The sequence below is a fragment of the Variovorax sp. YR750 genome (assembly GCF_900109805.1).
Lineage (GTDB): Bacteria > Pseudomonadota > Gammaproteobacteria > Burkholderiales > Burkholderiaceae_C > Variovorax > Variovorax gossypii.
The window spans coordinates 416485-442817 of the sequence record NZ_FOBJ01000004.1; the positions used below are offsets into that span (position 1 = coordinate 416485).

Consider the following 26333-nt stretch of genomic DNA (forward strand, 5'->3'; position numbering starts at 1 on the left):
TATCCAGTGACTTCCGCCGTGCGCGATTTCGACGTCCTCATCATCGGCAGCGGCCTCGCCGGCCTCTCGGCGGCGCTGCACTTGGCGCCCACGCACCGCGTGGCCGTGCTGACCAAGCGCGCGCTGAACGACGGCTCCAGCGCCTGGGCGCAAGGCGGCATCGCGGCGGTGCTGGCGGCGGGCGACAGCTTCGACGCGCACGTGGAAGACACGCTGATCGCCGGCGCCGGCCTGTGCGACCCCGAGGCCACGCGCTTCGTGGTCGAGCACGCGCCCGAGGCCATCGGCTGGCTGCGCGAGCTGGGCGTGCCCTTCTCGGAAGAAGACGGCGACCTGCATCTCACGCGCGAAGGCGGCCACAGCCAGCGCCGCATCGTGCACGTGACCGACGCCACCGGCGCGGCCGTGCAGCAGGTGCTGATCGAGCGCGTGCGCCGCACGCCGAACATCACGCTGTTCGAGCACCACACGCTGGTCGACCTGATCACCGGCCCCAAGATCGGACTGGAAGACCCGGCCTGCCTGGGCCTCTACGCGCTCGACGACCAGACCGACGAGGTGCTGGCCTTCCGCGCGCCGCACACCATCCTGGCCACGGGCGGCGCGGGCAAGGTGTACCTGTACACGACGAACCCCGACACCGCCACCGGCGACGGCATCGCCGCCGCGTGGCGCGCGGGCTGCCGGGTGTCGAACATGGAGTTCATCCAGTTCCACCCGACCTGCCTGTACCACCCGCACGCCAAGTCCTTCCTGATCAGCGAGGCGGTGCGCGGGGAAGGCGGGCTGCTGAAGTTGCCCGACGGCACCCGCTTCATGCCGAAGCACGACGAGCGCGCCGAACTCGCGCCGCGCGACGTGGTGGCCCGCGCCATCGACTTCGAGATGAAGAAGCACGGCCTCGACTGCGTGCTTCTCGACATCTCGCACCAGCCGGCCGCGTTCCTGAAGGAGCACTTCCCCAACATCCTGGCGCGCTGCCTGGAGCTGGGCATCGACATCACGCGCGAGCCCATCCCGGTGGTGCCCGCCGCGCACTACACCTGCGGCGGCGTGCTCAGCGACCTGAGCGGGCGCACCGACATCCCGGGCCTCTACGCCATCGGCGAGACCGCCTGCACCGGCCTGCACGGTGCCAACCGGCTGGCCAGCAACTCGCTGGTCGAATGCATGGTGTTCGCGCGCGCCGCGGCGGGGGCCATCGCCTCGGCGCCGGTGCGTGAACGCGCCGAACTGCCCGCCTGGGACGACAGCCGCGTCACCGACGCCGACGAGGCCGTGGTCATCTCCCACAACTGGGACGAGCTGCGCCGCTTCATGTGGGACTACGTCGGCATCGTGCGCACCAACAAGCGCCTGGAGCGCGCGAGCCACCGCATCGCGCTGCTGCAGGCAGAGATCCAGGAGTTCTACGCGAACTTCCACGTCACGCGCGACCTGCTCGAACTGCGCAACCTGGTGCAGGTGGCCGAGCTGATCGTTCGTTCCGCGCAGGCCCGCCACGAGAGCCGTGGCCTGCATTTCAGCCGCGACTACCCCTCGCTCGCCGAGCCCACAGCGCCCACGGTGCTGGCGCCTCCGGCGGACCGATAACCCTCACCCGTTCGTTTTTCTTCACTCAAGGATGCCCGGCCACCGACGCCCGCAGGGAGAAACCCAACCATGTCGAACACCACGCCCACCACCGCCGCCACTGAAGCACCGCCGGCCTCGCCCTACGGCACGCTGCCGCCGGCCTCTCCGCCCGCATCGCGCAAGCCCGTGAGCCTGCCGCGACTGGCCGACATGCATGCCCGCGGCGAGAAGATCGCGATGCTGACGGCCTATGACGCTACCTTCGCGGCCATGGCCGACGCGGCCGGCGTCGACTGCCTGCTGGTCGGCGATTCGCTCGGCATGGTCTGCCAGGGCCTGAACAGCACCGTGGGCGTGAGCCTGGACACCATGCGCTATCACACCGACAGCGTCTCGCGCGGCCTGCGCCGCGTGCAGGGCACGGCCTGGCTGATTGCCGACCTGCCCTTCGGCAGCTACCAGGAATCGCGCGAACAGGCGCTGCGCAGCGCCACCGTGCTGATGCAGGCCGGCGCGCACATGGTCAAGCTCGAAGGCGGCGGCTGGACCACCGAGACCGTGCGCTTCCTGGTCGAGCGCGGCATTCCCGTGTGCGCCCACCTCGGCCTGACTCCGCAGACGGTGCACGCGCTGGGCGGCTATCGCGTGCAAGGCAAGGGCGACACTGCCGGCGCGCTGCTGAAGCAGCAGGCCCACGCGCTGCAGGACGCGGGCGCCGCGATGCTGGTGCTCGAAATGGTGCCGGCTGCGCTGGCCGCCGAACTCACGACCGAGCTGAAGCACTGCGCCACCATCGGCATCGGCGCCGGCAAGGCCACCGCCGGACAGGTGCTCGTGCTGCACGACATGCTGGGCATCAACCTCGGGAAGATGCCGAAGTTCGTGCGCAACTTCATGGCCGACGCGCCGGGCGTGCTGCCCGCGCTCAAGGCCTACGTTCAGGCCGTCAAGGACGGCAGCTTCCCCGACGACCGACTCCACGCCTGGTAAGGAAGGAAACCTCATGCACATCGCACACACCATCGACGACCTGCGCAGCCACCTGGCCGCCTTCGGGCGCCCCGCCTTCGTCCCCACCATGGGCAACCTGCACGATGGCCACGTGGCCCTGGTGAAGCAGGCCAAGCCGCTGGGCGACGTGACCGTGGCCAGCATCTTCGTGAACCGCCTGCAGTTCCTGCCGCACGAGGACTTCGACACCTACCCGCGCACCTGGGACAGCGACTGCGAGAAGCTGCGCGCCGCCGGCTGCGACGTGCTGTTCGCGCCCGACGAGAAGGCGCTCTACCCCGAGCCCCAGACCTGCAAGGTGCACCCCGACCCGGCGCTGGCCGACATCCTCGAAGGGCACTTCCGCCCCGGCTTCTTCATCGGCGTCTGCACGGTGGTGATGAAGCTCTTCCAGTGCGTGCAGCCGCGCGTGGCGGTGTTCGGCAAGAAGGACTACCAGCAGCTGATGATGATCCGGCACATGGTCCGGCAGTTCGCGCTGCCGATCGAGATCGTGGGCGGCGAGACCTTCCGCGCCGACGACGGCCTGGCGCTGTCGTCGCGCAACGGCTACCTGAGCGAGAGCGAGCGCGCCGAGGCCGTGCAGCTGTCGAAGGCGCTGAAGGCGATGGCCGAGGCGGTGCGCTCGGGCGAGCGCGACCTGGACGCCATCGAGGCGCGCGCCATGCAGACGCTGACCGGGCGCGGCTGGCAGCCCGACTACCTCGTGCTGCGCCGCCGCTCCGACCTGCAGGCACCCGCCGCGGGCGACGCACTGGTGGCGCTGGCCGCCGCCCGCCTGGGCACCACGCGGCTGATCGACAACCTCGAAATCGAGACGCCGGCCCCATGACCTACAGCGTCAAGGAAATCTTCTACACGCTGCAGGGCGAAGGCGGCCAGGCCGGCATGCCGGCCGTGTTCTGCCGCTTCGCAGGCTGCAACCTCTGGACCGGCCGCGAGGAAGACCGCGCCTCCGCCATCTGCCGCTTCTGCGACACCGATTTCGTCGGCACCGACGGCACGCTGGGCGGCAAGTTCAAGACCGCCGACCTGCTCGCCGACACCATCGCTGCGCAATGGCCGGCCGCCGATGCCGATCACCGGCTTGTGGTGCTGACCGGCGGCGAGCCGCTGCTGCAGGTGGACGCCGCCCTGGTCGACGCGCTGCATGCGCGCCGTTTCCGTATCGCCGTCGAGAGCAACGGCACGGTCGAGGCGCCCGAGGGCATCGACTGGCTGTGCATCAGCCCCAAGGCTGGCGCGCCGTGGGTGCAGCAACGCGGCCAGGAGCTGAAGCTGGTGTGGCCGCAGGCCGAATTCGACCTCGACACGATGGCACGCACCGGTGAGTTCACGCACCGTTTTTTGCAGCCCATGGACGGGCCCGACCGCGTCGCGAACACCGAGCTCTGCATTGCCGAATGCATGAAGCAGCCCGCGTGGCGGCTCAGCGTGCAGACGCACAAGATCACCGGCATCCGTTGAGGCGGGTGCACTTTTCCCCGAGTTCCCCGAGTTTTTCCTTTGACGATGCGATTCACCATCAGCCAACGCTTCTTCTTCGATGCCGCCCACACGCTCAAGCGCGAGATCGAAGTCGAAGGCAGCCGCCGTATCCACGGCCACACCTACCACGCGGAGGTGTGGCTCACGGGCGAGCGCGATCCGGTGACGGGGATGGTGATCGACCTGGGGCTGCTGCGCCGCCGGCTGGAGGACGTGCGCGAGCAGCTCGACCATCACCTGCTGGACGACGTGGCGGGGCTGCATCCGCCGACGCTGGAGAACCTGTGCGTGTTCATCGCGGATGCGCTGCCGGACTTGCGGCCCTCGCTGGCTCGCGTGCGCGTGTGGCGCGAGGCGCTCGGCGACTCCTGCACCGTGGACTTCTAGGTTTTTCTTTCTCCCTCCCCCTCTGGGGGAGGGCCGGGGTGGGGGCAAGCGGCGCCACCATCGAGCGCTCTGCCCGCCCCCATCCCAACCTTCCCCCAGAGGGGGAAGGAGAAAGACAGGGTCAGGCGGCGCCGATGCCGGCCACCAGGCTGCCGGGCGCCTGGCCGTTCTTAAGCCCGGCGGTGAACGCCAGCATCCGGTCGATCGGCACGCGGGCCCGCAGCCCAAGCGCCGGATCGACGTGGATCTCCCCGGCCCCCGTCTCCAGCGCATTCGCCAGCTCCGCCAGCCCGTTCATCGCCATCCACGGGCAATGCGCGCAGCTCTTGCAGGTGCCGCCGTTGCCGGCCGTGGGCGCCTCGATGAAGACCTTGCCGGGATTCAGCGTGCGCAACTTGTGCAGCATGCCGCTGTCGGTGGCGACGATGAACTCGTTGGCGTCCATGCGCTGCGCCGCGTTCAGGATGGCCGAGGTGGAGCCCACCGCATCGGCCAGCGCGATCACGTCCGAGGGCGACTCGGGGTGCACCAGCACCTTCGCCTTCGGATGCTCCTTCATGAGCAGCTCGAGTTCCAGCGCCTTGAACTCGTCGTGCACGATGCACGCGCCGTTCCAGCTGACCATGTCGGCGCCGGTCTGGCGGCGGATGTAGTCGCCCAGGTGGCGGTCCGGGCCCCAGAGGATCTTCTGCCCCGCCGCGTGCAGCGCGTTCACCACGTCGAGCGCGCAGCTGGAGGTGACGAGCCAGTCGGCCCGCGCCTTCACGGCCGCGCTGGTGTTGGCGTAGACGACCACGGTGCGGTCGGGATGCTGGTCGCAGAAGGCGCTGAACTGGTCGACCGGGCAGCCCAGGTCGAGCGAGCAGTTCGCGTCGAGGTCGGGCATCAGCACGCGCTTCTCGGGCGAGAGGATCTTCGAGGTCTCGCCCATGAAGCGAACGCCCGACACCACCAGCGTCTGCGCGGCGTGGTCGCGGCCGAAGCGCGCCATTTCGAGCGAATCGCTCACGATGCCGCCGGTTTCCTCGGCGAGGTCCTGCAGGTCCGGGTGCACGTAGAAGTGCGACACCATCACGGCGTTGCGCTCGCGCAGCAGGCGGCGGATGCGCTCCTTCAGCGCGACGCGCTCGTCGGGCGAAGGCTCGGGCGGCACGCGGGCCCATGCGTGGCGGGTGTCGCAGACGGCGCCGGCCGTGGTTTCGGCGGGCTGTTCGTAGTCGACGTCGATGACCGTGGACGACATGGGCGGATCAGCCTTCCTGGAAACGCATCGAGTAGTCGATGGCCTTGACGTCCTTGGTCAGGGCACCGACGGAAATCCGGTCGACCCCGGTTTCGGCCAGGGCGCGCAGGCCTTCCAGTGTGACGCCGCCGGATATCTCCAGCACGGCCTTGCGGTCTTCGCCGGCCTCGTCGTTGATGCGCACGGCCTCGCGCAGCGTGGGCAGGTCCATGTTGTCGAGCAGCACCATGCGCGCGCCGGCATCGAGCGCCTCGCGCAGCTGGGCCAGCGTCTCGACCTCGACCTCGACGAACTCGGCCTGCGAGGCCACGGGGGCCACGGCGCGCAGGGCCGCGGCCACGCCACCGGCCGCGGCGATGTGGTTTTCCTTGATGAGCACCGCGTCGTACAGGCCGATGCGGTGGTTCAGGCCGCCGCCGGTGCGCACGGCGTACTTCTGCGCAAGGCGCAGGCCGGGAATGGTCTTGCGGGTGTCGACGATGCGCGCGCGGGTGCCGCGCACGGCATCGGCGTAGATCGCGGTCTTGGTGGCTACCGCGCTCAGCAGCTGCAGGAAGTTGAGCGAGGTGCGCTCGGCGGTCAGCAGCGCGCGGGCCGAACCTTCGATCTCGAGCACGGTCTGGTCGGCCGCGCAGCGCTCGCCTTCGGCGCACAGCCACTGGATGCGCACCTGCGGGTCGAGCTGCCGCAGCGTGGCCTCGACCCAGGGGGCGCCGCACACGACGGCGGCCTCGCGCGCCAGCACTCGGGCGCGGGCGCTGCGGGCCGGGTCGACCAGCGAGGCGGTGAGGTCGCCGCCGGCGACGTCTTCCTGCAATGCGCGGGTGGCATCGGACAGGGCCAGCGCGGCCACGGCCGACGCTGAAAAATCAAAGCGAAGGCTCATGGCTCTCTTTGTCTCTGCGTTTTTCTCAGGGGGATTGACGAGGGGACGCCTGCACCGTTTCCGGCACCGGGTCGCGGCCGACGAGCGCCGCCACGGCGTCCTGCGGGCTCACAAGGCCGTCGAGCAGCGCGACCACGCCTTCGGCGATCGGCATCTCGATGCCGAGGCCGCGCGCGCGCTGCACCACGGTACGGGCGCAGTACACGCCCTCTGCCACGTGGCCCAGTGAATCGACGGCCTGCGCCAGCGTGCGGCCCTGCGCCAGCAGCAGGCCGACCTTTCGGTTGCGCGACAGGTCACCGGTCGAGGTCAGAACGAGGTCGCCCAGGCCCGAAAGACCCATGAAGGTTTCGGCGCGGGCGCCCAGCGCGAGGCCGAAGCGCGTCATTTCGGCGAGGCCGCGCGTGATGAGCGCCGCGCGGGCGTTGAGCCCCAACGCGAGGCCGTCGCACAGTCCGGTGGCGATGGCCAGCACGTTCTTGACCGCGCCGCCCACTTCCACGCCGACGATGTCTTCGTTGGCATAGACGCGCAGCGCGGGGCCGTGGAAGGCGTCGACCAGCATGTCGCGCACGGCGGCGTGCGGGCTGGCGGCCACCAGCGCGGTCGGACGCCCTTCGGCAACCTCCTGCGCGAAGCTGGGGCCGCTGAGCACGCCCGCTCTCAAATCAGGAGCAACCTGCGCCCAGATCTCGTGGGCCAGCAGGCCGAAGGATGCGGGGGAGGAGCTGTCGAGCGCGGGCTCGACGCCCTTGCAAAGCCACGCCACCGCGGCGGTGGTGCCGCGCAGCGCGACGAGCTGCTCGCGCAGGGCCGCCATGGGCGTGGCAACGATGACGAGGTCGGCACCGGCCTGCGCCTGGGCGATGTCGCCGGCGCGCACGGCCAGCGAGGCCGGCAGGGCCAGCCCGGGCAGGTAGCGGGAGTTTTCTCGCGCGGCCGACATGGCGTCGGCCTGGGCGGCGTCACGCGCCCAGAGCGTCACTTCGTGGCGGGCCGCCGCGTTGACGGCGACCGCCGTGCCCCAGGCACCGGCGCCATGAACGCAGATCTTCATCGGCGTCTGTGGCTGCTACGGCTGCAATGCCGCGATTACTGTGCCAGCGAGGGCGCAGCCTGGCCGGCTGCCTGTGCCTGCTGCTGCTCGTACATGGCCTGGAAGTTGATTTCGGCCAGGTGCACGGGCGGGAAGCCGCCGCGCTGGATCACGTCGGCCACATTGCCGCGCAGGTACGGGTAGACGATCTGCGGGCAGGCGATGCCGAGGATGGCGCCCATCTGCTCTTCCGGCAGGTGGCGGATCTCGAAGATGCCGGCCTGCTTGGCCTCGACCAGGAACACGGTCTTGTCGCCGATCTTGGTCTGCACGGTGGCGGCCACGGTGATCTCGAAGATGCCTTCGGCCACCGGCTGGGCGTCCACGCCGAGCTGGATGTCGACGGTGGGCTGCTCCTGCTCCAGCAGGATCGCCGGCGAATTGGGCTGTTCGAGCGACAGGTCCTTGAGGTAGACGCGCTGGATCTGGAAGACGGGATCTTGGGCTTGCTGGTCGGCCATGGCTGAACTTTCGAGGATCAAAACAATGCCCGCCGGGGAGAGGGTCCCGCAGCGGGCTGCAGATGAGTGAACTGGCGATTATGGCCCGGCCGGAAGACGGTTCCGGGGCAGGACCGGTTTCAGGCGGCCTGCAGCAGCGGAACGAGGCCGCCGCGGCTGTCGAGCGCCATCAGGTCGTCGCAGCCGCCCACGTGGGTGTCGCCGATGAAGATCTGCGGCACCGTGCGGCGCTGGGTGACCTCCATCATGGTGTTGCGGGCCTGGGGATCGGTGTCGATGCGGATCTCCTCGATCTGCTCGACGCCCTTGGACTTCAGGATCTGTTTCGCGCGGATGCAGTAAGGGCAAACGGCGGTGGTGTACATCTTGACTGCTTGCATACGCTCCATCTCGGGGGATTTCAGGCCTTTTCAACGGGCAGGTTAGCGTCTTTCCAGGCTTTCAGTCCGCCGGCCACGGCTTGGGCCTGCTCGTAACCCAGCTTCTTGGCCATGGCCACGGCGCGCTGGGCGCGGGCGCCGGTGGCGCACACCAGCAGGAGCGGCACGTTCTTGTTCTTGACCGCGCCGGCGAGTTTTTCCTCGAGCTGGTTCAGGGGGACGTTCTTGGCGCCGATCATGTGGCCGGTGGCGAATTCTTCAGGTTCGCGCACGTCGACCAGCACCGCGCGCTCGCGGTTGATGAGCTGGACGGCGCCCTGCGCCGTGAGCGTTCCGCCGCCCGCCCCCCGCACCAGCGGCCAGGCCAGCATGGCACCCGAGCTGAGCGCGATCAGGATCAGCATCCAGTTCGCGGTGACGAATTCGATCAATTTCACGGGGGTTCCTTGAATGGCAAACCGGGGATTTTAGAATGCGAGGTTTCGCAAGCGCAGCCAAAGGCCTCCCACATGCACAAACTGGTATTGATCCGTCACGGTGAATCGACCTGGAATCTGGAAAACCGCTTCACCGGATGGACCGACGTCGACCTGACCGAAACCGGCGTCGAACAGGCCAAGCAGGCCGGCCGGCTGCTCAAGGCCGAGGGCTACGACTTCGACGTCGCCTACACGAGCGTGCTCAAGCGCGCCACCCGCACCCTGTGGCACGCGCTCGACGAGCTCGACCGCACCTGGCTGCCCGTGGTGCACTCCTGGCGCCTGAACGAGCGCCACTACGGCGGCCTGCAGGGCCTGAACAAGGCCGAAACCGCCAAGAAGTACGGCGACGAGCAGGTTCTGGTCTGGCGCCGCAGCTACAACACCCCGCCCCCGCCGCTGGAAGCCGACGACCCGCGCAGCGAGCGCGGCGACGTGCGCTACGCCAAGCTCTCGCCCGAGCAGATCCCGCTGACCGAGTGCCTGAAGGACACGGTGGCGCGCGTGCTGCCCTTCTGGAACGAATCGATGGCGCCGGCCATCCGCACCGGCCGCCGGCTGGTGGTGGCGGCCCACGGCAACTCGATCCGCGCCCTGGTGAAGTACCTCGACGGCATCTCCGACGACGACATCGTCGGCCTGAACATCCCGAACGGCATTCCGCTGGTCTACGAGCTCGACGACGACCTCAAGCCCCTGCGCCACTACTACCTCGGCGATGCCGCGGCCGCCGAAAAGGCCGCCGCCGCGGTGGCGTCGCAGGGCAAGGGCTGAAAAAAGGCCCCGGGACTGCCCTGTAAAAGCCCCCGTCCGGCACTCCACCCGTGGAACCCCGGCAAACAATTTGCTTCCAAGCTGTGTATATTGGATTGACAGCCGCCGACAAGGACAACCACTCATGATGGGCCAGAAATTGAAGATCACCGGCTGGGTCGCCGCCGGCGCCGTTGCAGGCGTCCTGACCACCGTCTCGCTGCAGACAGTCGCGCGCGGCTCGCTCGCGCCGCTGCCGCTCGAGGAATTGCAGCAGCTCGCCGCCGTCTTCGGCATGGTCAAGAGCGACTACGTGGAGCCGGTCGACGAGAAGAAGCTCATCTCGGACGCCATCTCGGGCATGGTCGCCGGGCTCGACCCGCATTCCCAGTACTTCGACAAGAAGTCCTTCAAGGAATTCAGGGAAGGCACCACCGGCCGCTTCGTCGGCGTGGGCATCGAGATTTCCCAGGAAGACGGCCTGATCAAGGTCGTCTCGCCCATCGAGGGCTCCCCCGCCTTCCGCGCGGGCCTGAAGCCCAACGACCTGATCACCAAGATCGACGACACCGCCGTGCGCGGCCTGTCGCTGAACGAGGCGGTCAAGCGCATGCGCGGCGAAGCCAACACCAAGGTGCTGCTGACCATCTTCCGCAAGGACGAGAGCCGCACCTTCCCCGTGACGATCACGCGTGAAGAGATCCGCACGCAGTCGGTCCGCGGCAAGATGATCGAGCCCGGCTACGGCTGGATCCGCCTGTCGCAGTTCCAGGAACGCACCGTCGACGACTTCGTGAAGAAGATCGACGAGCTGTACAAGGAAGACCCGAACCTCAAGGGCCTGGTGCTCGACCTGCGCAACGACCCGGGCGGCCTGCTCGACGCCGCGGTGGCGGTGTCGTCGGCCTTCCTGCCCGAGAACGTCACGGTGGTCACCACCGACGGCCAGCTGGCCGAGAGCAAGTCGGTCTACAAGGCGGCGCCGGAGTTCTACCAGCGCCGTTCGGGCAGCGACCCGCTGCGCAGCCTGCCGGCCGCGCTCAAGAGCGTGCCGCTGGTGGTGCTGGTGAACGAAGGCTCGGCCTCGGCCAGCGAGATCGTCGCCGGCGCCCTGCAGGACCACAAGCGCGCCACCATCATGGGCAGCCAGACCTTCGGCAAGGGCTCGGTGCAGACGGTGCGTCCGCTCGGCCCCGACACCGGCCTGAAGATCACCACCGCGCGCTACTACACGCCCAGCGGCACCTCGATCCAGGCCAAGGGCATCGTGCCCAACGTGCTGGTCGACGAAAGCGCCGAGGGCAGCCCCTTCGCCGCCCTGCGCATGCGCGAGGCCGACCTCGAGAAGCACCTGGCCAGCGGCCAGGGCCCCGAAGTCAAGGACCCCGAACGCGAGAAGGCCCGCGACGAAGCCCGCAAGCGCCTCGAGGAAGAAGCCAAGAAGCCGCCGCAGGACCGCAAGGTGCCCGAGTTCGGCACCGACAAGGACTTCCCGCTCGTTCAGGCGCTCAACCGCCTGAAGGGCCAGCCGGTGCTGGTCAGCAAGACGCAGGTCATCGTCGACAACAAGGAAGAGAAGAAGGAAAACTGAGCCCGGTGGCGCATGGAAGATAGCGAGCTGCTGCGCTATTCGCGCCACATCCTTCTCGAAGAATTCGGCATCGACGGCCAGGCCCGCGTCAGCGCCGGACGGGTTCTCGTCATAGGCGCCGGCGGGCTGGGCTCGCCGGTGGCCCTGTATCTCGCTGCGGCGGGCGTCGGCCGCATCGTGCTGATCGACGACGACGAGGTCGATCTCACCAATCTCCAGCGCCAGGTGGCGCATTCGCATGACCGGGTCGGCCTTCCCAAGGTCGAATCAGCCGCCCAGGCCATGCGCGGCATCAATCCCGACATCGCCATCGAAACCCATGCGCTGCGCGCCGACGAGGCGCTGCTGTCGCGCCTGGTTGCCGAAGCCGACGTGGTGGTCGATTGCTGCGACAACTTCGCCACCCGGCAGGCCGTCAACCGCGCCTGCGTGGCTCATTCGAAGCCGCTGGTGGCGGGTGCGGCGATCCGTTTCGACGGGCAGCTGAGCGTCTACGACACCCGGGACGACGCATCGCCCTGCTACGCCTGCCTGTTCCCGCCCGATGCGACCTTCGAGGAAACGCGCTGCGCGGTGCTCGGCGTGTTCGGCCCGGTAGTGGGCACCATCGGCACGCTGCAGGCCAGCGAGGCCCTGAAGCTGCTGGCCGGTATCGGGCCGTCGCTGGCGGGCAGGCTGCTGATGTTCGACGGGCGCAGCACTTCCTTCGACACGCTGCGCGTGGCGCGCGACCCGCACTGCAGCGTCTGCGCGAAGCGCCACTCTTCCACCTAAGGCTGCTTCGCGCCCTTCGCCCGGGCGGCGCCCTTGGCCGCGGCTCCTGCGGAGGGCTTGTTCGCCTGCGCCACCACGCCCTTGCAGTCGGAGTCCTCGCCCGGCCCCGGCTCGATGGTCGCGGCCAGCGCCAGCAGCGGATTGATGGCGCCCAGCGCCAATGCGGCCAACCCGCGCCCGGCCAGCGGTCCGACCTCCAGGCCGCCCTTCGGATCGCCGAAGGTGCCGCTCACCACCAGCGGAGTGCGGATGGAGAGGATGCTCTTGCTCTTGGGCTCCGGACGGACCACGAAATCCAGCCCCTCGGTCGCCAGATTGGCCTGCCCGGTGGCGATGAAGACGGCATTGGTCGTGTCCACCACCAGCGTGCGGCCGGTCATCAGGCCCTTGTTCACGTCGAAGGCCAGCGCCGCGCAGCGCAGTTCCACGTTGCGGTCGCCGCGCAGCATGAACTTGATGATGTCGCCGCCCACCAGCGTCGCGAACACCGGCAGCAGGTTGCCGAACTGCCCGCGTCCCGAGATGACCGCCACGTCGCCCGACACGCCTCCGAGCCAGTTGGCCACGGTGCTGCCGGAGCCCGAGAGGTTGATGCGCCCGTCCAGCCGGCCGACGCTGTTGCCGGTGGTTTCAAGCTTCGGGAACAGCCGGGCCAGCTGCATGGCCCGTGCGTCGAGCGAGGCACGAATGTCCGCCGGGTTCTTCGAGCCGTCGATGCGGATCGCGCCGCTGAGCCTGCCGCCGGCCACGCCCAGGTCGAGCGGGTCGAGCGTGAGCACGCCTTCGGCCAGCTTCACCTGCACGCTGCCGCGCTCGAGCGGCACGTCGCGCACGTTGCGGATGCGGTCGGCCGTGTATTTCACGTCGGCGTTCATGGCGCGCAGGCGCTCGAAGTCCAGCGGCGCCGTCGGCAGCACCTTGCCGCCGGGGCGCTTGACCTGGGTGACGGTGGGCGGCGGCGCCACGCCTTCCACGGTGGCGGCGGTACGCGCCGTGGGCGGCAGGCCGATCAGCGGGCCGAGGTCGTCCATGTCCATCACCTTCGAGCGCAGGTCGCCCGCCAGGTGCGGCAGCTTGCCGGCCTGGTCGAAGCGCATGTCGCCGGCGATGTCGGACAGGCCCAGCCGCCCCTTGAGACCGGAGGCCTCCCACAGCTTGCCGCGCTTGTCGAGCTTGCCGCTCAGCATGTAGGGCGAGGTCTGCGGCAGCGCGATGCCCAGCAGCGGGAACAGGGCGCCCAAAGTCTGGCCCTTGATCTCGAACCTGGCGTCGATGCCGTCCAGGTCCGAGAGGCGCGCCACGGTGCCCGTCGCCTTCAGCTGGGTCTGGCCGGCGGCGGCGCGGATTTCGAGCGGGAAAGGCGGCGCGCCGGCGGCGCTGATCTGCAGCACGTTACCGGTACGCCCGCTGGCGGTCAGAGGCTGGCCCTTGTAGCGACCCTTGATGCGGTAGTCGAGCGGCATCTCGCCGCGGCTGCTGTCGTAGTTCAGGTCGGCGTGCACGTCGACGCCCAGGTGCTTCGCGAGGAAGTCGACCGCGCCGCTGTCGACCTGGATCTGGCCGATGGTCGGTACGGTGCCGCCGTCGGAGGTGTCCTTGCCCAGCGCCCAGGTGCGGCGGCCGTCGGACTCCATCTGCAGCCCCACCGTGGGGGAGGAAAGCGCCAGCCGCGGAATGACGATGCTGCTGGAAAGCAGCGGCCAGAGGCCGATTTCGAACTCGGCGCGCTCGGCCTTCACCAGGTACGGGTCGCGCGCCCACGAGGGATTGGCGAACTCGACTCCGTCGAGCCTGACGGTAGCCTGCCGCCACCCGAGCCCCACGTCGAGCCGCCGCGTGATCTCGAACTTGCGCCCGGTCTTCTCGCTGACGTAGCGGTTGACCGGCTCGCGCAGCACGTCCCACGGGAAGAAGGCGAGCCCCACCGCCAGCGCCGCGAACAGCAGCACCAGGCCCGCCAGCAGCTTCGGCCAGAGCGGCCGCTTGCGCGGGATGCTGTTGGTGGTCTCGTTCTTTTCCATGGGCTCCTTGTAACTCCGATGATGGCCTCTCTCCGGTCGGCGGCGGGCCGCAGAAACCGTGAGGCATTGCCTACGAAACGGCTCGCGGATGCATGCGTGGGAACCCGCCTACAGCCGTGCCGCGCCGAAGCTTGCATGATGTGGAACGGGGAAGCCGCACAGTTCGTTGGCAGGCTTTCCCAGCCAACGGGGCGCCGCGAGTGCGCCTGCCAACCAGAGAGGAAGCGCGGTTCGGCATGGACTCCAGATTGCAGACCTACGTCGTCGAAGACAACCTCACGATCCGTGAAAACCTCATTGGCACGCTGGAAGAACTCACCTGCGCCACCGTCGTCGGCTTCGCCGAAACCGAAAGCGGCGCCCGCGCCTGGCTGCTCGGCCACGACGGCGAGTGGGACCTCGTCATCGTCGACCTCTTCCTCAAGCAAGGCAGCGGCCTGGGCGTGCTCCAGGCCTGCCAGGCCCGCAAGCCGGTACAGAAGGTGGTGGTGCTCAGCAACTACGCGACGCCCGACATCCGGCGGCGCTGCGCGGAGTTCGGCGTCGACGCGGTGTTCGACAAGTCGAACGAGATCGACGCGCTGGTGGAGTTCTGCCTGGTGCAGGCCCGTGACCGGGCCTCGCGCCCCGCGCCCGGTGCGGGCTGAGAAGAAAGAAGCCGCCTTGGACCCCTTCCCTGCCCGCCGACCGGCCTCAGTCGATCAGCTTGTTCTTCAGCGCGTAGTACGTGAGGTCGCTGTTGGAGGACAGGTTCATCTTCTCCATCAGCCGCGTGCGGTAGGTGCTCACGGTCTTCACCGACAGCGACAGCGTCTTGGCGATGTCGCCGGCGGTCTCGCCCTTGGCGAGCTTCAGGAACACCTGGAATTCGCGCTCCGAGAGCTGCTCATGGGGGGCCGCGTCGTCCTTGCGGTCGAGCTGGCGGGCCAGCAGTTCGGCAACGGCGGGCGTGATGTAGCGCCGGCCCAGCGCGATGGTGCGGATGGCGTTGACGATCTCGATGGGATCGCATTCCTTGTTGAGGTAGCCGCTCGCGCCCTGGCGGATCAGGTTCATCGCGTAGTGTTCTTCGGGGTAGCCGCTCAGGATCAGGATGCCCACGTCCGGCGCCTTGGCGCGGATCATGGCGAGTGCGTCGATACCGCTTTGCCCGGGCATCGAAAGGTCCATGACCAGCACGTCCAGCTCCGTGGTGCGCACCAGTTCGATGGCTTCGCGACCGCTGGCTGCCTCGCCCGCCACGCGCAGGTCCACGTGCTCGGAGAAGAACTGCCGGAGGCCCGATCGCACGATGGCGTGGTCGTCCACAATTCCGATTTTGATCATTTGCTACTTTCGTTGAGTGTTGCGCACGCAAGCCGCAACCTGCCTGGTCCCTGATTGTTGTCAATTATTCACGAACTTGCGCCGCAAGCAGCCTTGAAAGTTTCATGCACTGGTTAGCCCCACCAAGAATGGCCGTGAGCCTGCTGCTCGCGGCGCTGGCCGCACTGGCCCTCGTCGGCATCAACGAGGCCGGCTACCGGCAGTCCACCCGCGCCCTCGCCGACATCGACGAGGCGCAACAGGTGCGGGGCACGCTCAACAAGATCCTGCAGAACATGCTGGACGCCGAGACCGGCCAGCGAGGCTACCTGCTGACCGGCGAGGCGAGTTACCGAAAACCCTACGACGAGGCGGTCAAGCAGGTCGACGGCCACCTCGCCACGCTGCGCCGGTTGTATGCCGACCGCCCGGCCGAGCTCACCCGGCTGGCCGAACTGTCGAAGCACGTGCTGCGCAAGGTCGCCGAGATGGACATGAGCGTGCGCCTGCGCCAGGACGGCAAGGACGACGCCTGGAAGTTCGTCATCACGACCGACGTGGGCCAGGAGGAGATGGAGGCCATCCGCGCGACGGCGGGCGATCTGGTGAAGGTCAGCAACGCCACCCTGAGCCAGAGCCAGGCGCAGGTGCTGCGCTCGCTGCAGCTGGCGCGCATCGGCACCGCCATCGTGGCGCTGGCCGCCCTGTTCGCCTTCTTCCTGTACCTGCGCCAGACGCACGTTCTGCGCTCCATCGGCGAGCGCCAGCAGGAGGCCCTGCAACGCGAGCGCAACGCGCTGGAAGACGAAGTGCGCGAGCGCACCGCCTCGCTGGCCGAGCTGGCCACCCACCTGCAGGACGTGCGCGAGACCGAGCGCGGTTTCCTCGCGCGCGAGCTGCACGACGAGCTGGGCTCGCTGCTCACCGCGGCCAAGCTCGACGTGGCGCGGCTGAAGTCGCGATTGGCGGACGCGCCTGACGCGATCCAGCGGCTGCAGCATCTGACCGAGCTGCTCAACAGCGGCATCGCGCTCAAGCGCCGGATCATCGAGGACCTGCGGCCCTCGTCGCTGGCCAACCTCGGGCTGGTCGCATCGCTGGAGATCCTGGGCCGCGAGTTCGGGGAACGCTCCGGCCTGCAGGTCGAGATGGTGCTGGAGCCCGTGACCATGGACGAGTCGCGCCAGCTCACCATCTACCGCATGGTGCAGGAGAGCCTCACCAACATCGGCAAGTACGCCGAGGCGAGCGAGGCCACCATCGTTCTCAAGAACTACGACAACCACGTGGTGGTGGAGGTGGCGGACAACGGCAAGGGCTTCGACACGCAGCGCGTGCGCCCCTCGACGCACGGCCTCGCGGGCATGCGGCACCGGGTGGAGGCCGCGCGCGGCAGGCTCACGGTGTGGTCCGCGCCGGGCAAGGGCACGCGGCTGAGCGCGATGCTGCCGATCGTCAAGGCCGCCTCGGCCTCGGCCTGATCCCGATTCCCCGCGCGCTCCTGCCCTGCTCCTCTCCGGAACTCCTGCACACCCTGCCCCGGGGCGACTCGGCCGTCTCCTACGCACCCCAACCCCGGCCGCTGACAGGTCCGGGGCGGCCCCCCGCTTAAGGTTGACACCGTGCCATCCGGTTCTTCCCCTCGGGATTGCCGGATACGACGTTCCGACGTTTTCCAAGACACAGCGAGGCAAGCCTCGAAGGAGTTCCACATGCTGCATTACGCCGTGGTGTTTCTGGTCATCGCCCTGATCGCGGCCCTCTTCGGGTTCGGCGGCATCGCCGCCAGCGCGGTGGGCATCGCCAAGATCCTTTTCGTGATCTTCGTGATCCTCGCGATCGCGAGCTTCCTTGCCGGCTTGCTACGACGCAAGTAGCGTCGTTACGATCAACAGGCTTGCGCATTTCATTTTTCCGGAAAGGACCTTCACATGAACACGACCAAGACCCCATCGCAGATCGCCGACGAAGCGCGCCAGACCGCCCGTGACGCGGTCGAAACCACCCGCGCCTACGCACAGAACGCGGTGAATGCGGCGGGCGAAAAGGTCCGCGACCTGCAGCGCGAATCCGAACCGGCCGTCGAACAACTCGCGGCCCGCGTGCAGCAAGCCGTTCAGCGCGGCCTGGACGCTGCCTCCACCACCAGCGCGCGCGCCCAGCGCCGCCTGGAGCAGGCCGCCGACGTCACCGGCCGCTACATCTCCGACCAGCCCGTGCGCTCGGTGCTGCTCGCGGCCGCCGCCGGCGCAGCCATCACCGCGCTCATCGTGCTGGCCAGCCGCCGCAGCCGGGACGACTACTGATCCACGAAGCGTCCGTCGTCGACCGATCCCGGCACCATGCTCCATCCGATTTTTTCCACGGTGCTCGGGCATCCGGAACTCGTCGCTGAACACCTCGCCAACTACGCCGCCCTCGTCCGCCAGGAGTCCGCGCAAGCGGGACGCGGCATTGCCGCGCGCATCGTCGCGGGCGTGCTGGCAGTGGCAAGCGCCACGCTGGCGCTCGGGCTGATCGGCGTGGCCGTGCTGCTCGGCGTGATGCACGGCAGCTTTCACTGGGTGCTGGTGGCCGTGCCGGCCGTGGCGGTGGTGATCGCGCTCATTTGCACCTGGTACGCGACGCGACCCGCGCCGAGCTACGGCTTCGACGACCTGCGCACGCAGCTCGACGCCGACCTGCAGGCCCTGCGCGAAGCCGGAGCCCCCCATGGCCGCTGACCGCCGCCTTCCCTCGCCTCTCACTCCGCTGCAGCGCCTGGCCCTCTCGCGCCGTGCGCTGGTGCGGCAGCTGAACGAGGACGCGGGCGCGCCGGCGGAAGACGAGGAGCTGGGGGAACTGGATGACCTGGAATACGCGCACCACGACGCGCAAGCCGCTTCCGCACCGGATGAACGGCACCAGGGCCATACAGGCCATGCTCGAGGAAGAGGAGAACAAGGAGGAGCAAGAGGAGGAAGAGACAACGTGTGGCTCGCCGTGGGCCGCAGCGTGGTGGAACGCTGGTGGCGCAGGCACCCCGCGCATGCGGTCGGCCAATTGGCGCGCCCGGTGCTCGAGCATTACGCGCGCAAGGAACCGGCAAAGCTGATGGCGGCCGCGGCCGCCACCGGCGCCCTGCTGGTACTCGCCAGGCCCTGGCGGCTGCTGTCGGCCACCGCGGTGCTGGCGGCGGTACTGAAGACATCCGACGTGGCAGACCTCGTCAACACGCTGATGCGCAAGCCGCAGAGCCCCCCTCACCCTCCCCGCTCCCCACGAAAGGACACTGCATGAAAACCGATGTTTCCTCTTCCTCCTCCTCGTCTTCTTCCAAGGCCGCCGCGCACAAGCACCTGGAACTCGACCAGGGCGGACTGGACGCCGCGCGCAAGAGCCTCGACGACGGCGCCGTCACCCCGAGCTACGGCCCCTGGCGCGACGACGTCCTCAAGCTGCTCAACGATGCGCTGGCCACCGAGCTGGTCTGCGTGCTGCGCTACAAGCGCCACTACTTCACCGCCAACGGGGTCGAATCGCCCGCCATCGCCGACGAGTTCCTTGTGCACGCCAACGAGGAATCGGCCCATGCCGACCGCATTGCCGAGCGCATCGTGCAACTGGGCGGCGAACCCGATTTCGCGCCTTCGCACCTGCTCGATCGCAGCCACGCGGCGTATGACGAATCGACCGACCTGCAGGCGATGGTGCGCGCCAACCTGATCGCCGAGCGCGTGGCGGTGGAGTCGTACCGCCAGATGATCGCGCTGATCGGCGACAAGGACCCGACCACGCGCCGCATGCTCGAGGACATCCTCTCCGACGAGGAAGAGCATGCCGACGAACTGAAGGACTGGCTGGGCCACTGAACCGCCCCGGGGCGGCATCCGCCCCGCACCATTAAAAAAGCCCGGCGCGAACCGGGCTTTTTTAATGGGCGAAGCGGAGACGGGATGAAGACGATCAGCCCTTCACCTCGAGCTGGTTGTCCACCGACGTCACGCCCTGCACGCCCTTGGCGATCTCCTCGGCGCGCGCCTTGGCGGCGGCCGTGGGCGCCGGGCCCTTCAGGCTCACCGCGCCGGCCTTGGTGTCGACGTTGATCTTGAGCGCGCTCAGGTCCGGGTCCTTGGCCAGGCCCGCGGACACCGAAGCCGTGATGGCGGCATCGTTCACCGTCGCGCTCACCGCGGCGCCGGCGTCCTTGGCGGCCTCCTTCACCTCGGCGGTGGTGCTGGACGACTCGATCTTCGCCTTGGCGTCCTTGACGGCCTCGCCGGTCTTCGCTGCCGCGGTGTCGGCGGCCTGCTCGGTCTTGGCAACGGCGCTGTCGAGCTTCTCGCCCGCGGTGCGGTTGTCGGACTTGTCGCAGGCGGCCAGCGTCAGCGCCGCGCCGGCCACGAGCACGGCAAGCCATGCGCGCGAATGCGGCATGGCGATGTGTTGGGTCGATCTGTTCATGGAATCCTCCTGTTGCTCGGGGAAATGAAAAGGCGGAAAGACGGAAAGGCCCGCAAAGGCCTGCAAGGGCTTGCCGGAGCGCCGGCAGCCGGGCCTTTCGACGCTCACAGCTTGTCGGCACCCGACTTGATCGCGTCCTTGGCCTTTTCCTTGACGTCGCCGTAGGTCTTCTGCACCTTGCCGGCTGCCTGGTCGGCAATGCCCTCGCCCTCGAGCTTCTCGTTGCCGACGACCTTGCCGGCGACTTCCTTCAGCTTGCCCTTGGCTTCCTCGACGCGGCCTGCCACTTGGTCCTTGTTCATGTCGCTTCCTTCCTGATGGGAGTGATGAAATTCGTGGGCCGGATCAGCCCACTGGTTTCAATCTAGGCTCGGGCCGGTGACGGCGAATGCCGACGGAGCCCCGAAGCGGTGTAGGACAACGAGGCTCAGGCGCTGACGATCCATCCTTCAAGCGGATCGATGTCTTCCGGCAAGCCGTGGCCCGCTCCGGGGCTGCCGGCGCGCTGCCGGCCCCAGGCGGCCTGCAGCAGGCACAGCACCGCGTCGATGTCGTCGCCGCGAGCATCGGCCAGCAGTTCGGCCCGCTGCGGCCCGGCGAGGACGAGCTTCAGCCCGAGGCGGGCCGATCCGGCCTCGAGCGCGGCCAGCAGGTCGACGCGAGCGGCGCGGCGCTCGGGTGTCTGCTTCTGCAGATCGTCGCTCTTGTAGCTGCGCCGGCCGATCAGCTCACGCGCGAGCAGACCCGGATAGGCCTCCAGCGCCACGCGATCCGCATTGCGCCCGGCGTGCAGGCCCGGAATGCGCGCGCCCGCGGCCAGGAGGCGCGGCACGCCCGCATGGAGCATGTAGGCCACCGGCGGATTGACCCATTTCATCGACGGGCTGGAGCCCGCGGGCCCGTCGGTCGCGCGGTGCGCGAACTTGCCGCCGGCCGGACGCGCCGCGCAGAAGGCGGCGAAGGTCTCGCGGATTTCCGCGCGGCTCAGGCTGGCGTAGTGGGCCATCAGCGGCTCCCATTGCAGCGGCCAGCGCAGGTGCTCGACGAGTTCGCGCGGCAGGCTGAACGGAAAGTCGAAGCCGCCAGTCCAGGCCGGCGTGGCACGCAGCCATTCGCCCCATGCGTCGAGCGTCGCAAAGCGCTGGAGGCCGGTCAGCCTCACGCGGTCGGCGCCGTCCGGCTCTCCGGTCGCCACCACGATCGGCTTGCGTGCCGTCGGCGCGCTGGAGAAGTCGCAGCCGAACAGCAGCACGGCCTCAGCCCATCGCGAGCGCCACCACGCCGGCGGCGATGAACATCGCGCCCAGCAGCCTCAGCAGCCGGTCGCCCTCGCGCAGCAGGTGGCCGCCGATGAGCGCGGCGAACAGCATCGACACCTCGCGCGCCGGCGCGACGTGGGAGATGGGCGCCTGCTGCACCGCGTAGAGCACCAGCACGTACGACACCGGACTGATCGCCGCCACCAGCAGCGCGTACTTCCATTGCTCGCGCCACATGCGCACGGTGGTCGCGCGGTCCTGCAGCGCCGCGGGCAGCAGCAGCCCGATCCGCACGAAGTTGCTCATGTAGTCGAGCAGGATCGGCGACATCATGAGGAACTTGACGGCGTAGCTGTCGGCCACCGTGTAGGCGGCGATGAAGGCGCCGGTGAGCACGCCGTAGCGCATGCCCTTGTGCACGCGCGCGCGCTGCGCCGGGTCGTGCGCCTTCTGCCACAGGCGCGGGCCGCCGGCGATCAGGAACACACCGACCACCACGCCCAGGATGCCGGCCACGCCGACGAGGCTGATCTTCTCGCCGAGGAACAGCACCGCCACGAGCGACGACAGCATTGGCCCCGAGCCGCGCGCGAGCGGATAGACCACCGTCAGGTCCGACTTGCGATAGCCGCGCAGCAGCACGATGAAATACAGGACGTGGAGCACCCCGCTGAGCACGACGAAGCCCCACTCGGTCGCGCCCCAGCCCGGCACCACGTTCCATCCCAGCGCGATGCCCACCGGCGCCCAGATGAACATGTTGAACACGCTGGCCTGGAAGCTGAAGCGCGCATCGCCGTTCGCCTTCTTGGCGGCGATGTTCCAGCTTGCGTGGATGATCCCGGCGAGCAGGATCAGTGCGAATGCGGAGAGCGGCACTCCGCGGTCAGTGGCGGCCGACGATGGCGGCCGTGGCCATCAGTTCCTCGAGCAGCGCCAATGAGACCTTGCCCGACACCGCGTACGGGTTGAGTTCGGGCTTCTCGGAATACTTCAGCAGCGTCGAGGCATTGAGCTTCGACAGGTTGACCTGCCCCATGGTCCAGCCGCCGAAACGGCGCTCGGAAATCTCTTCGTAGTGCAGCAGCACCACGTCCTTGTGGCGCGCATCGCGCTGGATGTGGCCGTAGAGCTCGCTGACCGCCATGCGCCCGCCCTCGATGGCCTGCAGGAAGGTGCCGGCGCCGTAGCAGAGGATGCCGGTGATACCGCAGGTCGTGTTGTGCGAGCGCGATTGCGCGAGGATCGCCTCGACGGCCTCGGGGCTGGTGTCGACGGCGCGGCTGGCGTAGAGGAGTCGGACCAGCATGGCTCAGTCCTTTCTGGGCAGGAGGGACAGGAATTCGCGGCGCAGGCTCGGGTCTTTCAGGAACACGCCGCGCATCACGGAATTGATCATCTTGCTGTCCATTTCCTTCACGCCGCGCCAGGCCATGCAGAAGTGCTCGGCCTCCATGACGAGGGCGAGGCCGTCGGGCTGCGTCTTTTCCTGGATCAGGTCGGCCAGCTGCACCACGGCTTCTTCCTGGATCTGCGGACGGCCCATGACCCACTCGGCCAGGCGCGCGTACTTCGACAGGCCGATAACGTTGGTGTGCTCGTTGGGCATCACGCCGATCCAGAGCTTGCCGATGATCGGGCAGAAGTGGTGCGAGCAGGCGCTGCGCACGGTGATCGGGCCGACGATCATCAGCTCGTTAAGGTGCTCTGCGTTGGGGAATTCGGTGAGCGAGGGCGGAGCCACGTAGCGGCCGCGGAACACCTCGTTCAGGTACATCTTCGCGACGCGGCGCGCGGTGTTGTCGGTGTTGTGGTCGTTCTCGACGTCGATCACAAGACTCTGCAGCACGCCCTTCATCTTGACCTCGACCTCGTCGAGAAGCTTCTCGAGCTCGCCGGGCTCGATGAACTCGGAGATGTTGTCGTTGGCATTGAAGCGCTTGCGCGCGGCGGTGATGCGCTCGCGGATCTTCACGGAGACGGGCGTGCCCTCGTCATCGTCATTTCGATCGGGGCGCGGGTCGACGTCGGTTTTCCTCAGCATGGCGGGGATCGTACCAGTGAATGGCTCCGGACATTCGGGCCCGCAACGCCCGTCCCTTCTCGGAGCAATGCTATCAATTGAGGAGCGTAAAATCAGCCACCAGCGGCAGGTGGTCGGACATGCGTGCCCAGATCGGACCGCGCGGCACCACGCAGGCCTGCGGCGCCAGCCCACGCCCGTAAACGAAATCGAGTTGAGTCACCGGCAGGCGCGAGGGGTACGTGAGCGTGCGCGGGCCGCGCAGGTCGCTGGTATCGCGCAGGCCCATGGCGTTCATGGCGTAGCGCATGCGCGCGCCCCAGTCGTTGAAGTCGCCCGCCACCACCACGGCCTCGCCGGGCGGCACCTCGCGGTCGATGAACTCCCGCAGCCTCGCGATCTGCCGCACCCGGCTGCCCTTGATGAGCCCCAGGTGCACCACGATGGCGTGCACCCGCCGGCCTTCGACGTCGATCACCACGTGCAGCAGCCCGCGCTGCTCGAAGCGGTGGTCGGAAATGTCCTGGTGGTTGGTGCCCAGCACCGGCCAGCGCGTGAGCAGCGCATTGCCGTGCTCGCCGTGGCGCGTGACCGCATTGGTCTCGTAGACGGCCGTGTAGCCCTCGGGCGCGAGGAAGTCAGCCTGCGGCAGCTCGGGCCAGCGCGCGAAACGCGCCGCCGCCTGCCGGTTCATCTTGCGCACTTCCTGCAGGCAGACGATGTCGGCGTCGAGCTGCTCGATGGCATGGCCGAGGTTGTGGATCTCGAGCCGCCGCGCAGGTCCGATGCCCTGCACACCCTTGTGGATGTTGTAGGTCGCGACGCGGAGGTTCTGCACCGCTGCTGCTGCCGGCTGGTTCATCGCGCAAATTCTGGCAGCAACAGAATGGCTTCGGCATTCGACGGGGAAAAGCAGGCGTCGGCCGCCTCGCGGTACGGCAGCCAGCGCCAGTCGGTGTGCTCGCGCGGGTCGAGCGTGGGCACGATGCGTTCGGGCACGCGCAGGCCGAACAGGTGCTCGGTGTTGTGCGTGACGCCGGGCGCGTAACGGGCGCGCCAGCGCGGGTAGATCTCGTAGACGTTGCGCAGCTGCCAGTCGACCAGCTGCGAGGCCAGCGGCGTGCCTTCGCCGCACCGGATGCCGGTTTCCTCTGCCACCTCGCGCGCCGCGGTGAGCGCGAGCGGCTCGTCGGCCACGTCCTTGCTGCCTGTGACCGACTGCCAGAAGTCGGTCTCGGCATCCGCACGCCGGATCAGCAGCACATCGAGCGCCGGCGTGTGGATCACGACCAGCACCGACTCCGGGATCTTCCAGGGCCGGGGGCTGGTCGTCATGGCCGCATCAGGCCGTTGCCTGGGGGGCGTTGCGCAGCTTGATGTGGAGTTCGCGCAGCTGCTTCTCGTCGACCGGGCTCGGAGCCTGCGTCAGCAGGTCCTGCGCGCGCTGGGTCTTGGGGAAGGCGATCACGTCGCGGATCGACTCGGCGCCGGTCATGAGCATGACCAGGCGGTCCAGGCCGATGGCGATGCCGCCGTGCGGAGGCGCGCCGTACTGCAGCGCGTCCAGCAGGAAGCCGAACTTGAGCTGCGCGTCCTCGGCGCTGATCTTCAGCGCGCGGAACACCTTGCTCTGCACTTCCTCGCGGTGGATACGCACCGAACCGCCGCCCATCTCGATGCCGTTGAGCACCATGTCGTAGGCCTTGGCGATGCACTTCTCGGGCGCGGTGTCCATGAGGTCCTCATGGCCGTCCTTCGGCGCGGTGAACGGGTGGTGCACGGCGCTCCAGCGCTGGCCTTCCTCGTCGAACTCGAACATCGGGAAGTCGACCACCCACAGCGGTGCCCAGCGATCGTCGAACAGGCCGCTCTTCTTGCCGAAGGCGCTGTGGCCGATCTTGATGCGCAGCGCGCCGATGGCGTCGTTGACGACCTTTTCCTTGTCGGCGCCGAAGAACAGGATGTCGCCGTTGCGCGCACCCGTGCGGGCGATGATCTCGGCCAGCGCGTTGTCGTCCAGGTTCTTCACGATCGGGCTCTGCAGGCCTTCGCGGCCGGCTTGCGCGTCGTTGACCTTGATGTAGGCCAGGCCCTTGGCGCCGTAGATCTTGACGAACTCCTGGTAGGCGTCGATCTCGCCGCGCGACAGGCCGCCCTCGGCACCGCCGCCGGGCACGCGCAGCGCCACGACACGGCCACCGGGCATGGTGGCGGCGTTGGAGAACACCTTGAACTCGACGCGCTTCATCAGCTCGGTAAGTTCGGTGAACTCGAGCTTCACGCGCAGGTCGGGCTTGTCCGAGCCGTACTTGAACATCGCGTCGGCGTACGTCATGGTCGGGAACACCGGCAGGTCGATGCCCGCGGCGTTGCGGAACACGTTGCGGATCATGCCTTCGAACATCTCGCGGATTTCCTCCTCGGCGAGGAACGAGGTCTCGATGTCGATCTGCGTGAATTCGGGCTGGCGGTCGGCGCGCAGGTCTTCGTCGCGGAAGCACTTCACGATCTGGTAGTAGCGGTCGTAGCCGGCCACCATCAGCAGCTGCTTGAAGAGCTGGGGCGACTGCGGCAGCGCGAAGAAGCTGCCGTCGTGCACACGGCTGGGCACGAGGTAGTCGCGCGCGCCCTCGGGCGTGGACTTGCCGAGCATCGGCGTCTCGATGTCGATGAAGCCGTTGGCGTCGAGGAACTTGCGCGTTTCCATCGTCACCTTGTAGCGCAGCATCATGTTGCGCTGCATGGCCGGGCGGCGCAGGTCGAGCACGCGGTGCGTGAGGCGGGTGGTTTCCGACAGGTTGTCGTCGTCCAGCAGGAACGGGGGCGTGACCGAGGGGTTCAGCACCTTCAGCTCGTGGCACAGCACTTCGATCTTGCCGCTCTTGAGCTGGTCGTTGGTCGTGCCTTCGGGACGCGCGCGCACCAGGCCGGTGATCTGCACGCAGTATTCATTGCGCAGGTTCTCGGCCACGGCGAAGGTGGAGGCGCGGTCGGGGTCGCACACCACCTGCACGTAGCCTTCGCGGTCACGCACGTCGATGAAGATCACGCCGCCGTGGTCGCGGCGACGGTTGACCCAGCCGCAAAGGGTGACGGTCTGGCCCAGCAGGGCTTCGGTCACGAGACCGCAATAGTGAGTACGCATGGCCATAGGAATC

32 protein-coding genes are annotated in these 26333 nt (G+C 68.4%); 15 read left to right on the top strand and 17 right to left on the bottom strand.

Annotated elements, in window-relative coordinates; all coding sequences use genetic code 11:
- Nucleotides 1–18: 18 nt before the first annotated feature.
- The 5 genes from nadB (at nucleotide 19) to BMY35_RS11160 (ending at nucleotide 4461) form a co-directional block, all read left to right on the top strand.
- A complete protein-coding gene (gene nadB, locus BMY35_RS11140; RefSeq protein WP_177213610.1) occupies nucleotides 19–1593 on the top strand; it encodes an L-aspartate oxidase in 1575 nt (524 codons plus the stop codon).
- A gap of 69 nt (nucleotides 1594–1662) precedes the next feature.
- A complete protein-coding gene (gene panB / locus BMY35_RS11145) occupies nucleotides 1663–2565 on the top strand; it encodes a 3-methyl-2-oxobutanoate hydroxymethyltransferase (protein WP_093198179.1) in 903 nt (300 codons plus the stop codon).
- Between the two features lie 13 nt (nucleotides 2566–2578).
- Complete coding sequence (panC, locus tag BMY35_RS11150) at nucleotides 2579–3418, top strand: pantoate--beta-alanine ligase (RefSeq protein WP_093198182.1); 840 nt, start codon at nucleotides 2579–2581, stop codon at nucleotides 3416–3418.
- On the top strand, nucleotides 3415–4053 hold the full coding sequence (gene queE / locus BMY35_RS11155; RefSeq protein WP_093198184.1) for a 7-carboxy-7-deazaguanine synthase: 639 nt from the start codon (nucleotides 3415–3417) through the stop codon (nucleotides 4051–4053). The genes panC and queE overlap by 4 nt, the downstream gene beginning before the upstream one ends.
- 45 nt (nucleotides 4054–4098) lie before the next feature.
- The gene (locus tag BMY35_RS11160) at nucleotides 4099–4461 is read left to right on the top strand and encodes a 6-pyruvoyl trahydropterin synthase family protein (RefSeq protein ID WP_093198488.1); all 363 of its coding nucleotides are present in this window, start codon (nucleotides 4099–4101) and stop codon (nucleotides 4459–4461) included.
- A gap of 121 nt (nucleotides 4462–4582) precedes the next feature.
- Here the strand turns inward: BMY35_RS11160 and nadA are convergent, their stop codons facing one another.
- The 6 genes from nadA to BMY35_RS11190 form a co-directional block, all read right to left on the bottom strand.
- Nucleotides 4583–5704 carry a quinolinate synthase NadA gene (gene nadA, locus BMY35_RS11165; RefSeq protein WP_093198187.1) on the bottom strand — a complete coding sequence of 374 codons (1122 nt, stop codon included), beginning with the start codon at nucleotides 5702–5704 and terminating at the stop codon, nucleotides 4583–4585.
- A gap of 7 nt (nucleotides 5705–5711) precedes the next feature.
- Entirely contained in the window at nucleotides 5712–6590 is an 879-nt protein-coding gene (gene nadC, locus BMY35_RS11170; protein WP_093198189.1) for a carboxylating nicotinate-nucleotide diphosphorylase, read from the bottom strand.
- 25 nt (nucleotides 6591–6615) lie between these two features.
- Nucleotides 6616–7647, bottom strand: a complete 1032-nt coding sequence (locus tag BMY35_RS11175) for an NAD(P)H-dependent glycerol-3-phosphate dehydrogenase (RefSeq protein WP_093198192.1) — start codon at nucleotides 7645–7647, stop codon at nucleotides 6616–6618.
- Nucleotides 7648–7682: 35 nt separating this feature from the next.
- Nucleotides 7683–8147, bottom strand: coding sequence for a protein-export chaperone SecB (gene secB, locus BMY35_RS11180; RefSeq protein WP_093198195.1), 465 nt, complete (start codon nucleotides 8145–8147; stop codon nucleotides 7683–7685).
- A 119-nt stretch (nucleotides 8148–8266) separates the two neighbouring features.
- On the bottom strand, nucleotides 8267–8527 hold the full coding sequence (gene grxC / locus BMY35_RS11185) for a glutaredoxin 3 (RefSeq protein WP_093198197.1): 261 nt from the start codon (nucleotides 8525–8527) through the stop codon (nucleotides 8267–8269).
- A gap of 20 nt (nucleotides 8528–8547) precedes the next feature.
- Entirely contained in the window at nucleotides 8548–8931 is a 384-nt protein-coding gene (locus BMY35_RS11190; protein ID WP_371287158.1) for a rhodanese-like domain-containing protein, read from the bottom strand.
- 105 nt (nucleotides 8932–9036) lie between these two features.
- Here BMY35_RS11190 and gpmA point away from each other — a divergent pair, with 105 nt between their 5' ends.
- The 3 genes from gpmA (at nucleotide 9037) to BMY35_RS11205 (ending at nucleotide 12124) form a co-directional block, all read left to right on the top strand.
- Nucleotides 9037–9780, top strand: a complete 744-nt coding sequence (gpmA, locus tag BMY35_RS11195; protein WP_093198202.1) for a 2,3-diphosphoglycerate-dependent phosphoglycerate mutase — start codon at nucleotides 9037–9039, stop codon at nucleotides 9778–9780.
- A gap of 127 nt (nucleotides 9781–9907) precedes the next feature.
- The gene (locus BMY35_RS11200; RefSeq protein ID WP_093198490.1) at nucleotides 9908–11350 is read left to right on the top strand and encodes a S41 family peptidase; all 1443 of its coding nucleotides are present in this window, start codon (nucleotides 9908–9910) and stop codon (nucleotides 11348–11350) included.
- Nucleotides 11351–11362: 12 nt separating this feature from the next.
- Nucleotides 11363–12124: a HesA/MoeB/ThiF family protein gene (locus BMY35_RS11205; RefSeq protein ID WP_093198205.1), complete on the top strand. Its 762-nt coding sequence runs from the start codon at nucleotides 11363–11365 to the stop codon at nucleotides 12122–12124.
- Here the strand turns inward: BMY35_RS11205 and BMY35_RS11210 are convergent.
- Nucleotides 12121–14145 carry an AsmA family protein gene (locus tag BMY35_RS11210; RefSeq protein ID WP_093198207.1) on the bottom strand — a complete coding sequence of 675 codons (2025 nt, stop codon included), beginning with the start codon at nucleotides 14143–14145 and terminating at the stop codon, nucleotides 12121–12123. The genes BMY35_RS11205 and BMY35_RS11210 overlap by 4 nt on opposite strands.
- A 236-nt stretch (nucleotides 14146–14381) precedes the next feature.
- Between BMY35_RS11210 and BMY35_RS11215 the strand changes: the two genes are divergently transcribed.
- Complete coding sequence (locus BMY35_RS11215; protein WP_093198211.1) at nucleotides 14382–14792, top strand: response regulator transcription factor; 411 nt, start codon at nucleotides 14382–14384, stop codon at nucleotides 14790–14792.
- Nucleotides 14793–14838: 46 nt separating this feature from the next.
- Here BMY35_RS11215 and BMY35_RS11220 read toward each other — a convergent pair whose 3' ends face one another.
- On the bottom strand, nucleotides 14839–15471 hold the full coding sequence (locus tag BMY35_RS11220; RefSeq protein ID WP_019656595.1) for a response regulator: 633 nt from the start codon (nucleotides 15469–15471) through the stop codon (nucleotides 14839–14841).
- Between the two features lie 128 nt (nucleotides 15472–15599).
- Between BMY35_RS11220 and BMY35_RS11225 the strand changes: the two genes are divergently transcribed.
- From BMY35_RS11225 to BMY35_RS11250, 6 genes are all read left to right on the top strand, one after another.
- Nucleotides 15600–16931, top strand: coding sequence for a sensor histidine kinase (locus BMY35_RS11225; RefSeq protein WP_093198213.1), 1332 nt, complete (start codon nucleotides 15600–15602; stop codon nucleotides 16929–16931).
- Between the two features lie 231 nt (nucleotides 16932–17162).
- Nucleotides 17163–17327, top strand: a complete 165-nt coding sequence (locus tag BMY35_RS11230; RefSeq protein ID WP_093198217.1) for a DUF1328 domain-containing protein — start codon at nucleotides 17163–17165, stop codon at nucleotides 17325–17327.
- Between the two features lie 54 nt (nucleotides 17328–17381).
- Nucleotides 17382–17756 carry a hypothetical protein gene (locus BMY35_RS11235; protein WP_093198220.1) on the top strand — a complete coding sequence of 125 codons (375 nt, stop codon included), beginning with the start codon at nucleotides 17382–17384 and terminating at the stop codon, nucleotides 17754–17756.
- Nucleotides 17757–17792: 36 nt separating this feature from the next.
- The gene (locus tag BMY35_RS11240; RefSeq protein WP_093198223.1) at nucleotides 17793–18173 is read left to right on the top strand and encodes a phage holin family protein; all 381 of its coding nucleotides are present in this window, start codon (nucleotides 17793–17795) and stop codon (nucleotides 18171–18173) included.
- Nucleotides 18163–18729 carry a hypothetical protein gene (locus BMY35_RS11245; RefSeq protein WP_093198226.1) on the top strand — a complete coding sequence of 189 codons (567 nt, stop codon included), beginning with the start codon at nucleotides 18163–18165 and terminating at the stop codon, nucleotides 18727–18729. Before BMY35_RS11240 ends, BMY35_RS11245 begins: the two co-directional genes overlap by 11 nt.
- Entirely contained in the window at nucleotides 18726–19301 is a 576-nt protein-coding gene (locus tag BMY35_RS11250) for a ferritin-like domain-containing protein (RefSeq protein ID WP_093198229.1), read from the top strand. Before BMY35_RS11245 ends, BMY35_RS11250 begins: the two co-directional genes overlap by 4 nt.
- 94 nt (nucleotides 19302–19395) lie before the next feature.
- On the opposite strand, the gene BMY35_RS11255 is transcribed toward BMY35_RS11250, so the two are convergent.
- The 9 genes from BMY35_RS11255 to aspS all read right to left on the bottom strand — a co-directional run bounded on the left by BMY35_RS11255 (nucleotide 19396) and on the right by aspS (nucleotide 26326).
- Complete coding sequence (locus BMY35_RS11255) at nucleotides 19396–19893, bottom strand: BON domain-containing protein (RefSeq protein ID WP_093198231.1); 498 nt, start codon at nucleotides 19891–19893, stop codon at nucleotides 19396–19398.
- Between the two features lie 104 nt (nucleotides 19894–19997).
- On the bottom strand, nucleotides 19998–20195 hold the full coding sequence (locus BMY35_RS11260) for a CsbD family protein (RefSeq protein WP_093198234.1): 198 nt from the start codon (nucleotides 20193–20195) through the stop codon (nucleotides 19998–20000).
- A 125-nt stretch (nucleotides 20196–20320) separates the two neighbouring features.
- Complete coding sequence (locus BMY35_RS11265) at nucleotides 20321–21145, bottom strand: DUF429 domain-containing protein (RefSeq protein WP_093198236.1); 825 nt, start codon at nucleotides 21143–21145, stop codon at nucleotides 20321–20323.
- A 4-nt stretch (nucleotides 21146–21149) separates the two neighbouring features.
- Nucleotides 21150–22031 (bottom strand): DMT family transporter, encoded by an 882-nt coding sequence (locus tag BMY35_RS11270; protein WP_093198239.1) that lies wholly within the window; start codon nucleotides 22029–22031, stop codon nucleotides 21150–21152.
- A 7-nt stretch (nucleotides 22032–22038) separates the two neighbouring features.
- Nucleotides 22039–22461: a BLUF domain-containing protein gene (locus BMY35_RS11275; protein WP_093198241.1), complete on the bottom strand. Its 423-nt coding sequence runs from the start codon at nucleotides 22459–22461 to the stop codon at nucleotides 22039–22041.
- A gap of 3 nt (nucleotides 22462–22464) precedes the next feature.
- A complete protein-coding gene (gene folE / locus BMY35_RS11280) occupies nucleotides 22465–23196 on the bottom strand; it encodes a GTP cyclohydrolase I (protein WP_093198244.1) in 732 nt (243 codons plus the stop codon).
- Between the two features lie 73 nt (nucleotides 23197–23269).
- Nucleotides 23270–24037 (bottom strand): endonuclease/exonuclease/phosphatase family protein, encoded by a 768-nt coding sequence (locus BMY35_RS11285; RefSeq protein WP_093198246.1) that lies wholly within the window; start codon nucleotides 24035–24037, stop codon nucleotides 23270–23272.
- Nucleotides 24034–24510, bottom strand: a complete 477-nt coding sequence (nudB, locus tag BMY35_RS11290) for a dihydroneopterin triphosphate diphosphatase (protein ID WP_093198249.1) — start codon at nucleotides 24508–24510, stop codon at nucleotides 24034–24036. Before nudB ends, BMY35_RS11285 begins: the two co-directional genes overlap by 4 nt.
- A 7-nt stretch (nucleotides 24511–24517) precedes the next feature.
- Entirely contained in the window at nucleotides 24518–26326 is a 1809-nt protein-coding gene (gene aspS / locus BMY35_RS11295) for an aspartate--tRNA ligase (protein WP_093198252.1), read from the bottom strand.
- Nucleotides 26327–26333: the final 7 nt, after the last annotated feature.

Bases quoted from the DNA above. Each gene is read 5' to 3' on its own strand.
- BMY35_RS11220 (WP_019656595.1), bottom strand. From the start codon at position 15,471: ATGATCAAAATCGGAATTGTGGACGACCACGCCATCGTGCGATCGGGC.
- queE (WP_093198184.1), top strand. From the start codon at position 3,415: ATGACCTACAGCGTCAAGGAAATCTTCTACACGCTGCAGGGCGAAGGC.
- grxC (WP_093198197.1), bottom strand. From the start codon at position 8,527: ATGCAAGCAGTCAAGATGTACACCACCGCCGTTTGCCCTTACTGCATC.
- BMY35_RS11200 (WP_093198490.1), top strand. From the start codon at position 9,908: ATGGGCCAGAAATTGAAGATCACCGGCTGGGTCGCCGCCGGCGCCGTT.
- BMY35_RS11275 (WP_093198241.1), bottom strand. From the start codon at position 22,461: ATGCTGGTCCGACTCCTCTACGCCAGCCGCGCCGTCGACACCAGCCCC.
- BMY35_RS11205 (WP_093198205.1), top strand. From the start codon at position 11,363: ATGGAAGATAGCGAGCTGCTGCGCTATTCGCGCCACATCCTTCTCGAA.
- BMY35_RS11285 (WP_093198246.1), bottom strand. From the start codon at position 24,037: ATGAACCAGCCGGCAGCAGCAGCGGTGCAGAACCTCCGCGTCGCGACC.
- BMY35_RS11260 (WP_093198234.1), bottom strand. From the start codon at position 20,195: ATGAACAAGGACCAAGTGGCAGGCCGCGTCGAGGAAGCCAAGGGCAAG.
- aspS (WP_093198252.1), bottom strand. From the start codon at position 26,326: ATGGCCATGCGTACTCACTATTGCGGTCTCGTGACCGAAGCCCTGCTG.
- panB (WP_093198179.1), top strand. From the start codon at position 1,663: ATGTCGAACACCACGCCCACCACCGCCGCCACTGAAGCACCGCCGGCC.
- secB (WP_093198195.1), bottom strand. From the start codon at position 8,147: ATGGCCGACCAGCAAGCCCAAGATCCCGTCTTCCAGATCCAGCGCGTC.
- nadA (WP_093198187.1), bottom strand. From the start codon at position 5,704: ATGTCGTCCACGGTCATCGACGTCGACTACGAACAGCCCGCCGAAACC.
- BMY35_RS11215 (WP_093198211.1), top strand. From the start codon at position 14,382: ATGGACTCCAGATTGCAGACCTACGTCGTCGAAGACAACCTCACGATC.
- folE (WP_093198244.1), bottom strand. From the start codon at position 23,196: ATGCTGAGGAAAACCGACGTCGACCCGCGCCCCGATCGAAATGACGAT.
- BMY35_RS11245 (WP_093198226.1), top strand. From the start codon at position 18,163: ATGGCCGCTGACCGCCGCCTTCCCTCGCCTCTCACTCCGCTGCAGCGC.
- BMY35_RS11225 (WP_093198213.1), top strand. From the start codon at position 15,600: ATGGCCGTGAGCCTGCTGCTCGCGGCGCTGGCCGCACTGGCCCTCGTC.
- BMY35_RS11175 (WP_093198192.1), bottom strand. From the start codon at position 7,647: ATGAAGATCTGCGTTCATGGCGCCGGTGCCTGGGGCACGGCGGTCGCC.
- panC (WP_093198182.1), top strand. From the start codon at position 2,579: ATGCACATCGCACACACCATCGACGACCTGCGCAGCCACCTGGCCGCC.
- gpmA (WP_093198202.1), top strand. From the start codon at position 9,037: ATGCACAAACTGGTATTGATCCGTCACGGTGAATCGACCTGGAATCTG.
- BMY35_RS11230 (WP_093198217.1), top strand. From the start codon at position 17,163: ATGCTGCATTACGCCGTGGTGTTTCTGGTCATCGCCCTGATCGCGGCC.
- nadC (WP_093198189.1), bottom strand. From the start codon at position 6,590: ATGAGCCTTCGCTTTGATTTTTCAGCGTCGGCCGTGGCCGCGCTGGCC.
- BMY35_RS11235 (WP_093198220.1), top strand. From the start codon at position 17,382: ATGAACACGACCAAGACCCCATCGCAGATCGCCGACGAAGCGCGCCAG.
- BMY35_RS11160 (WP_093198488.1), top strand. From the start codon at position 4,099: ATGCGATTCACCATCAGCCAACGCTTCTTCTTCGATGCCGCCCACACG.
- BMY35_RS11250 (WP_093198229.1), top strand. From the start codon at position 18,726: ATGAAAACCGATGTTTCCTCTTCCTCCTCCTCGTCTTCTTCCAAGGCC.
- BMY35_RS11210 (WP_093198207.1), bottom strand. From the start codon at position 14,145: ATGGAAAAGAACGAGACCACCAACAGCATCCCGCGCAAGCGGCCGCTC.
- nudB (WP_093198249.1), bottom strand. From the start codon at position 24,510: ATGACGACCAGCCCCCGGCCCTGGAAGATCCCGGAGTCGGTGCTGGTC.
- BMY35_RS11255 (WP_093198231.1), bottom strand. From the start codon at position 19,893: ATGAACAGATCGACCCAACACATCGCCATGCCGCATTCGCGCGCATGG.
- BMY35_RS11190 (WP_371287158.1), bottom strand. From the start codon at position 8,931: ATGCTGATCCTGATCGCGCTCAGCTCGGGTGCCATGCTGGCCTGGCCG.
- BMY35_RS11240 (WP_093198223.1), top strand. From the start codon at position 17,793: ATGCTCCATCCGATTTTTTCCACGGTGCTCGGGCATCCGGAACTCGTC.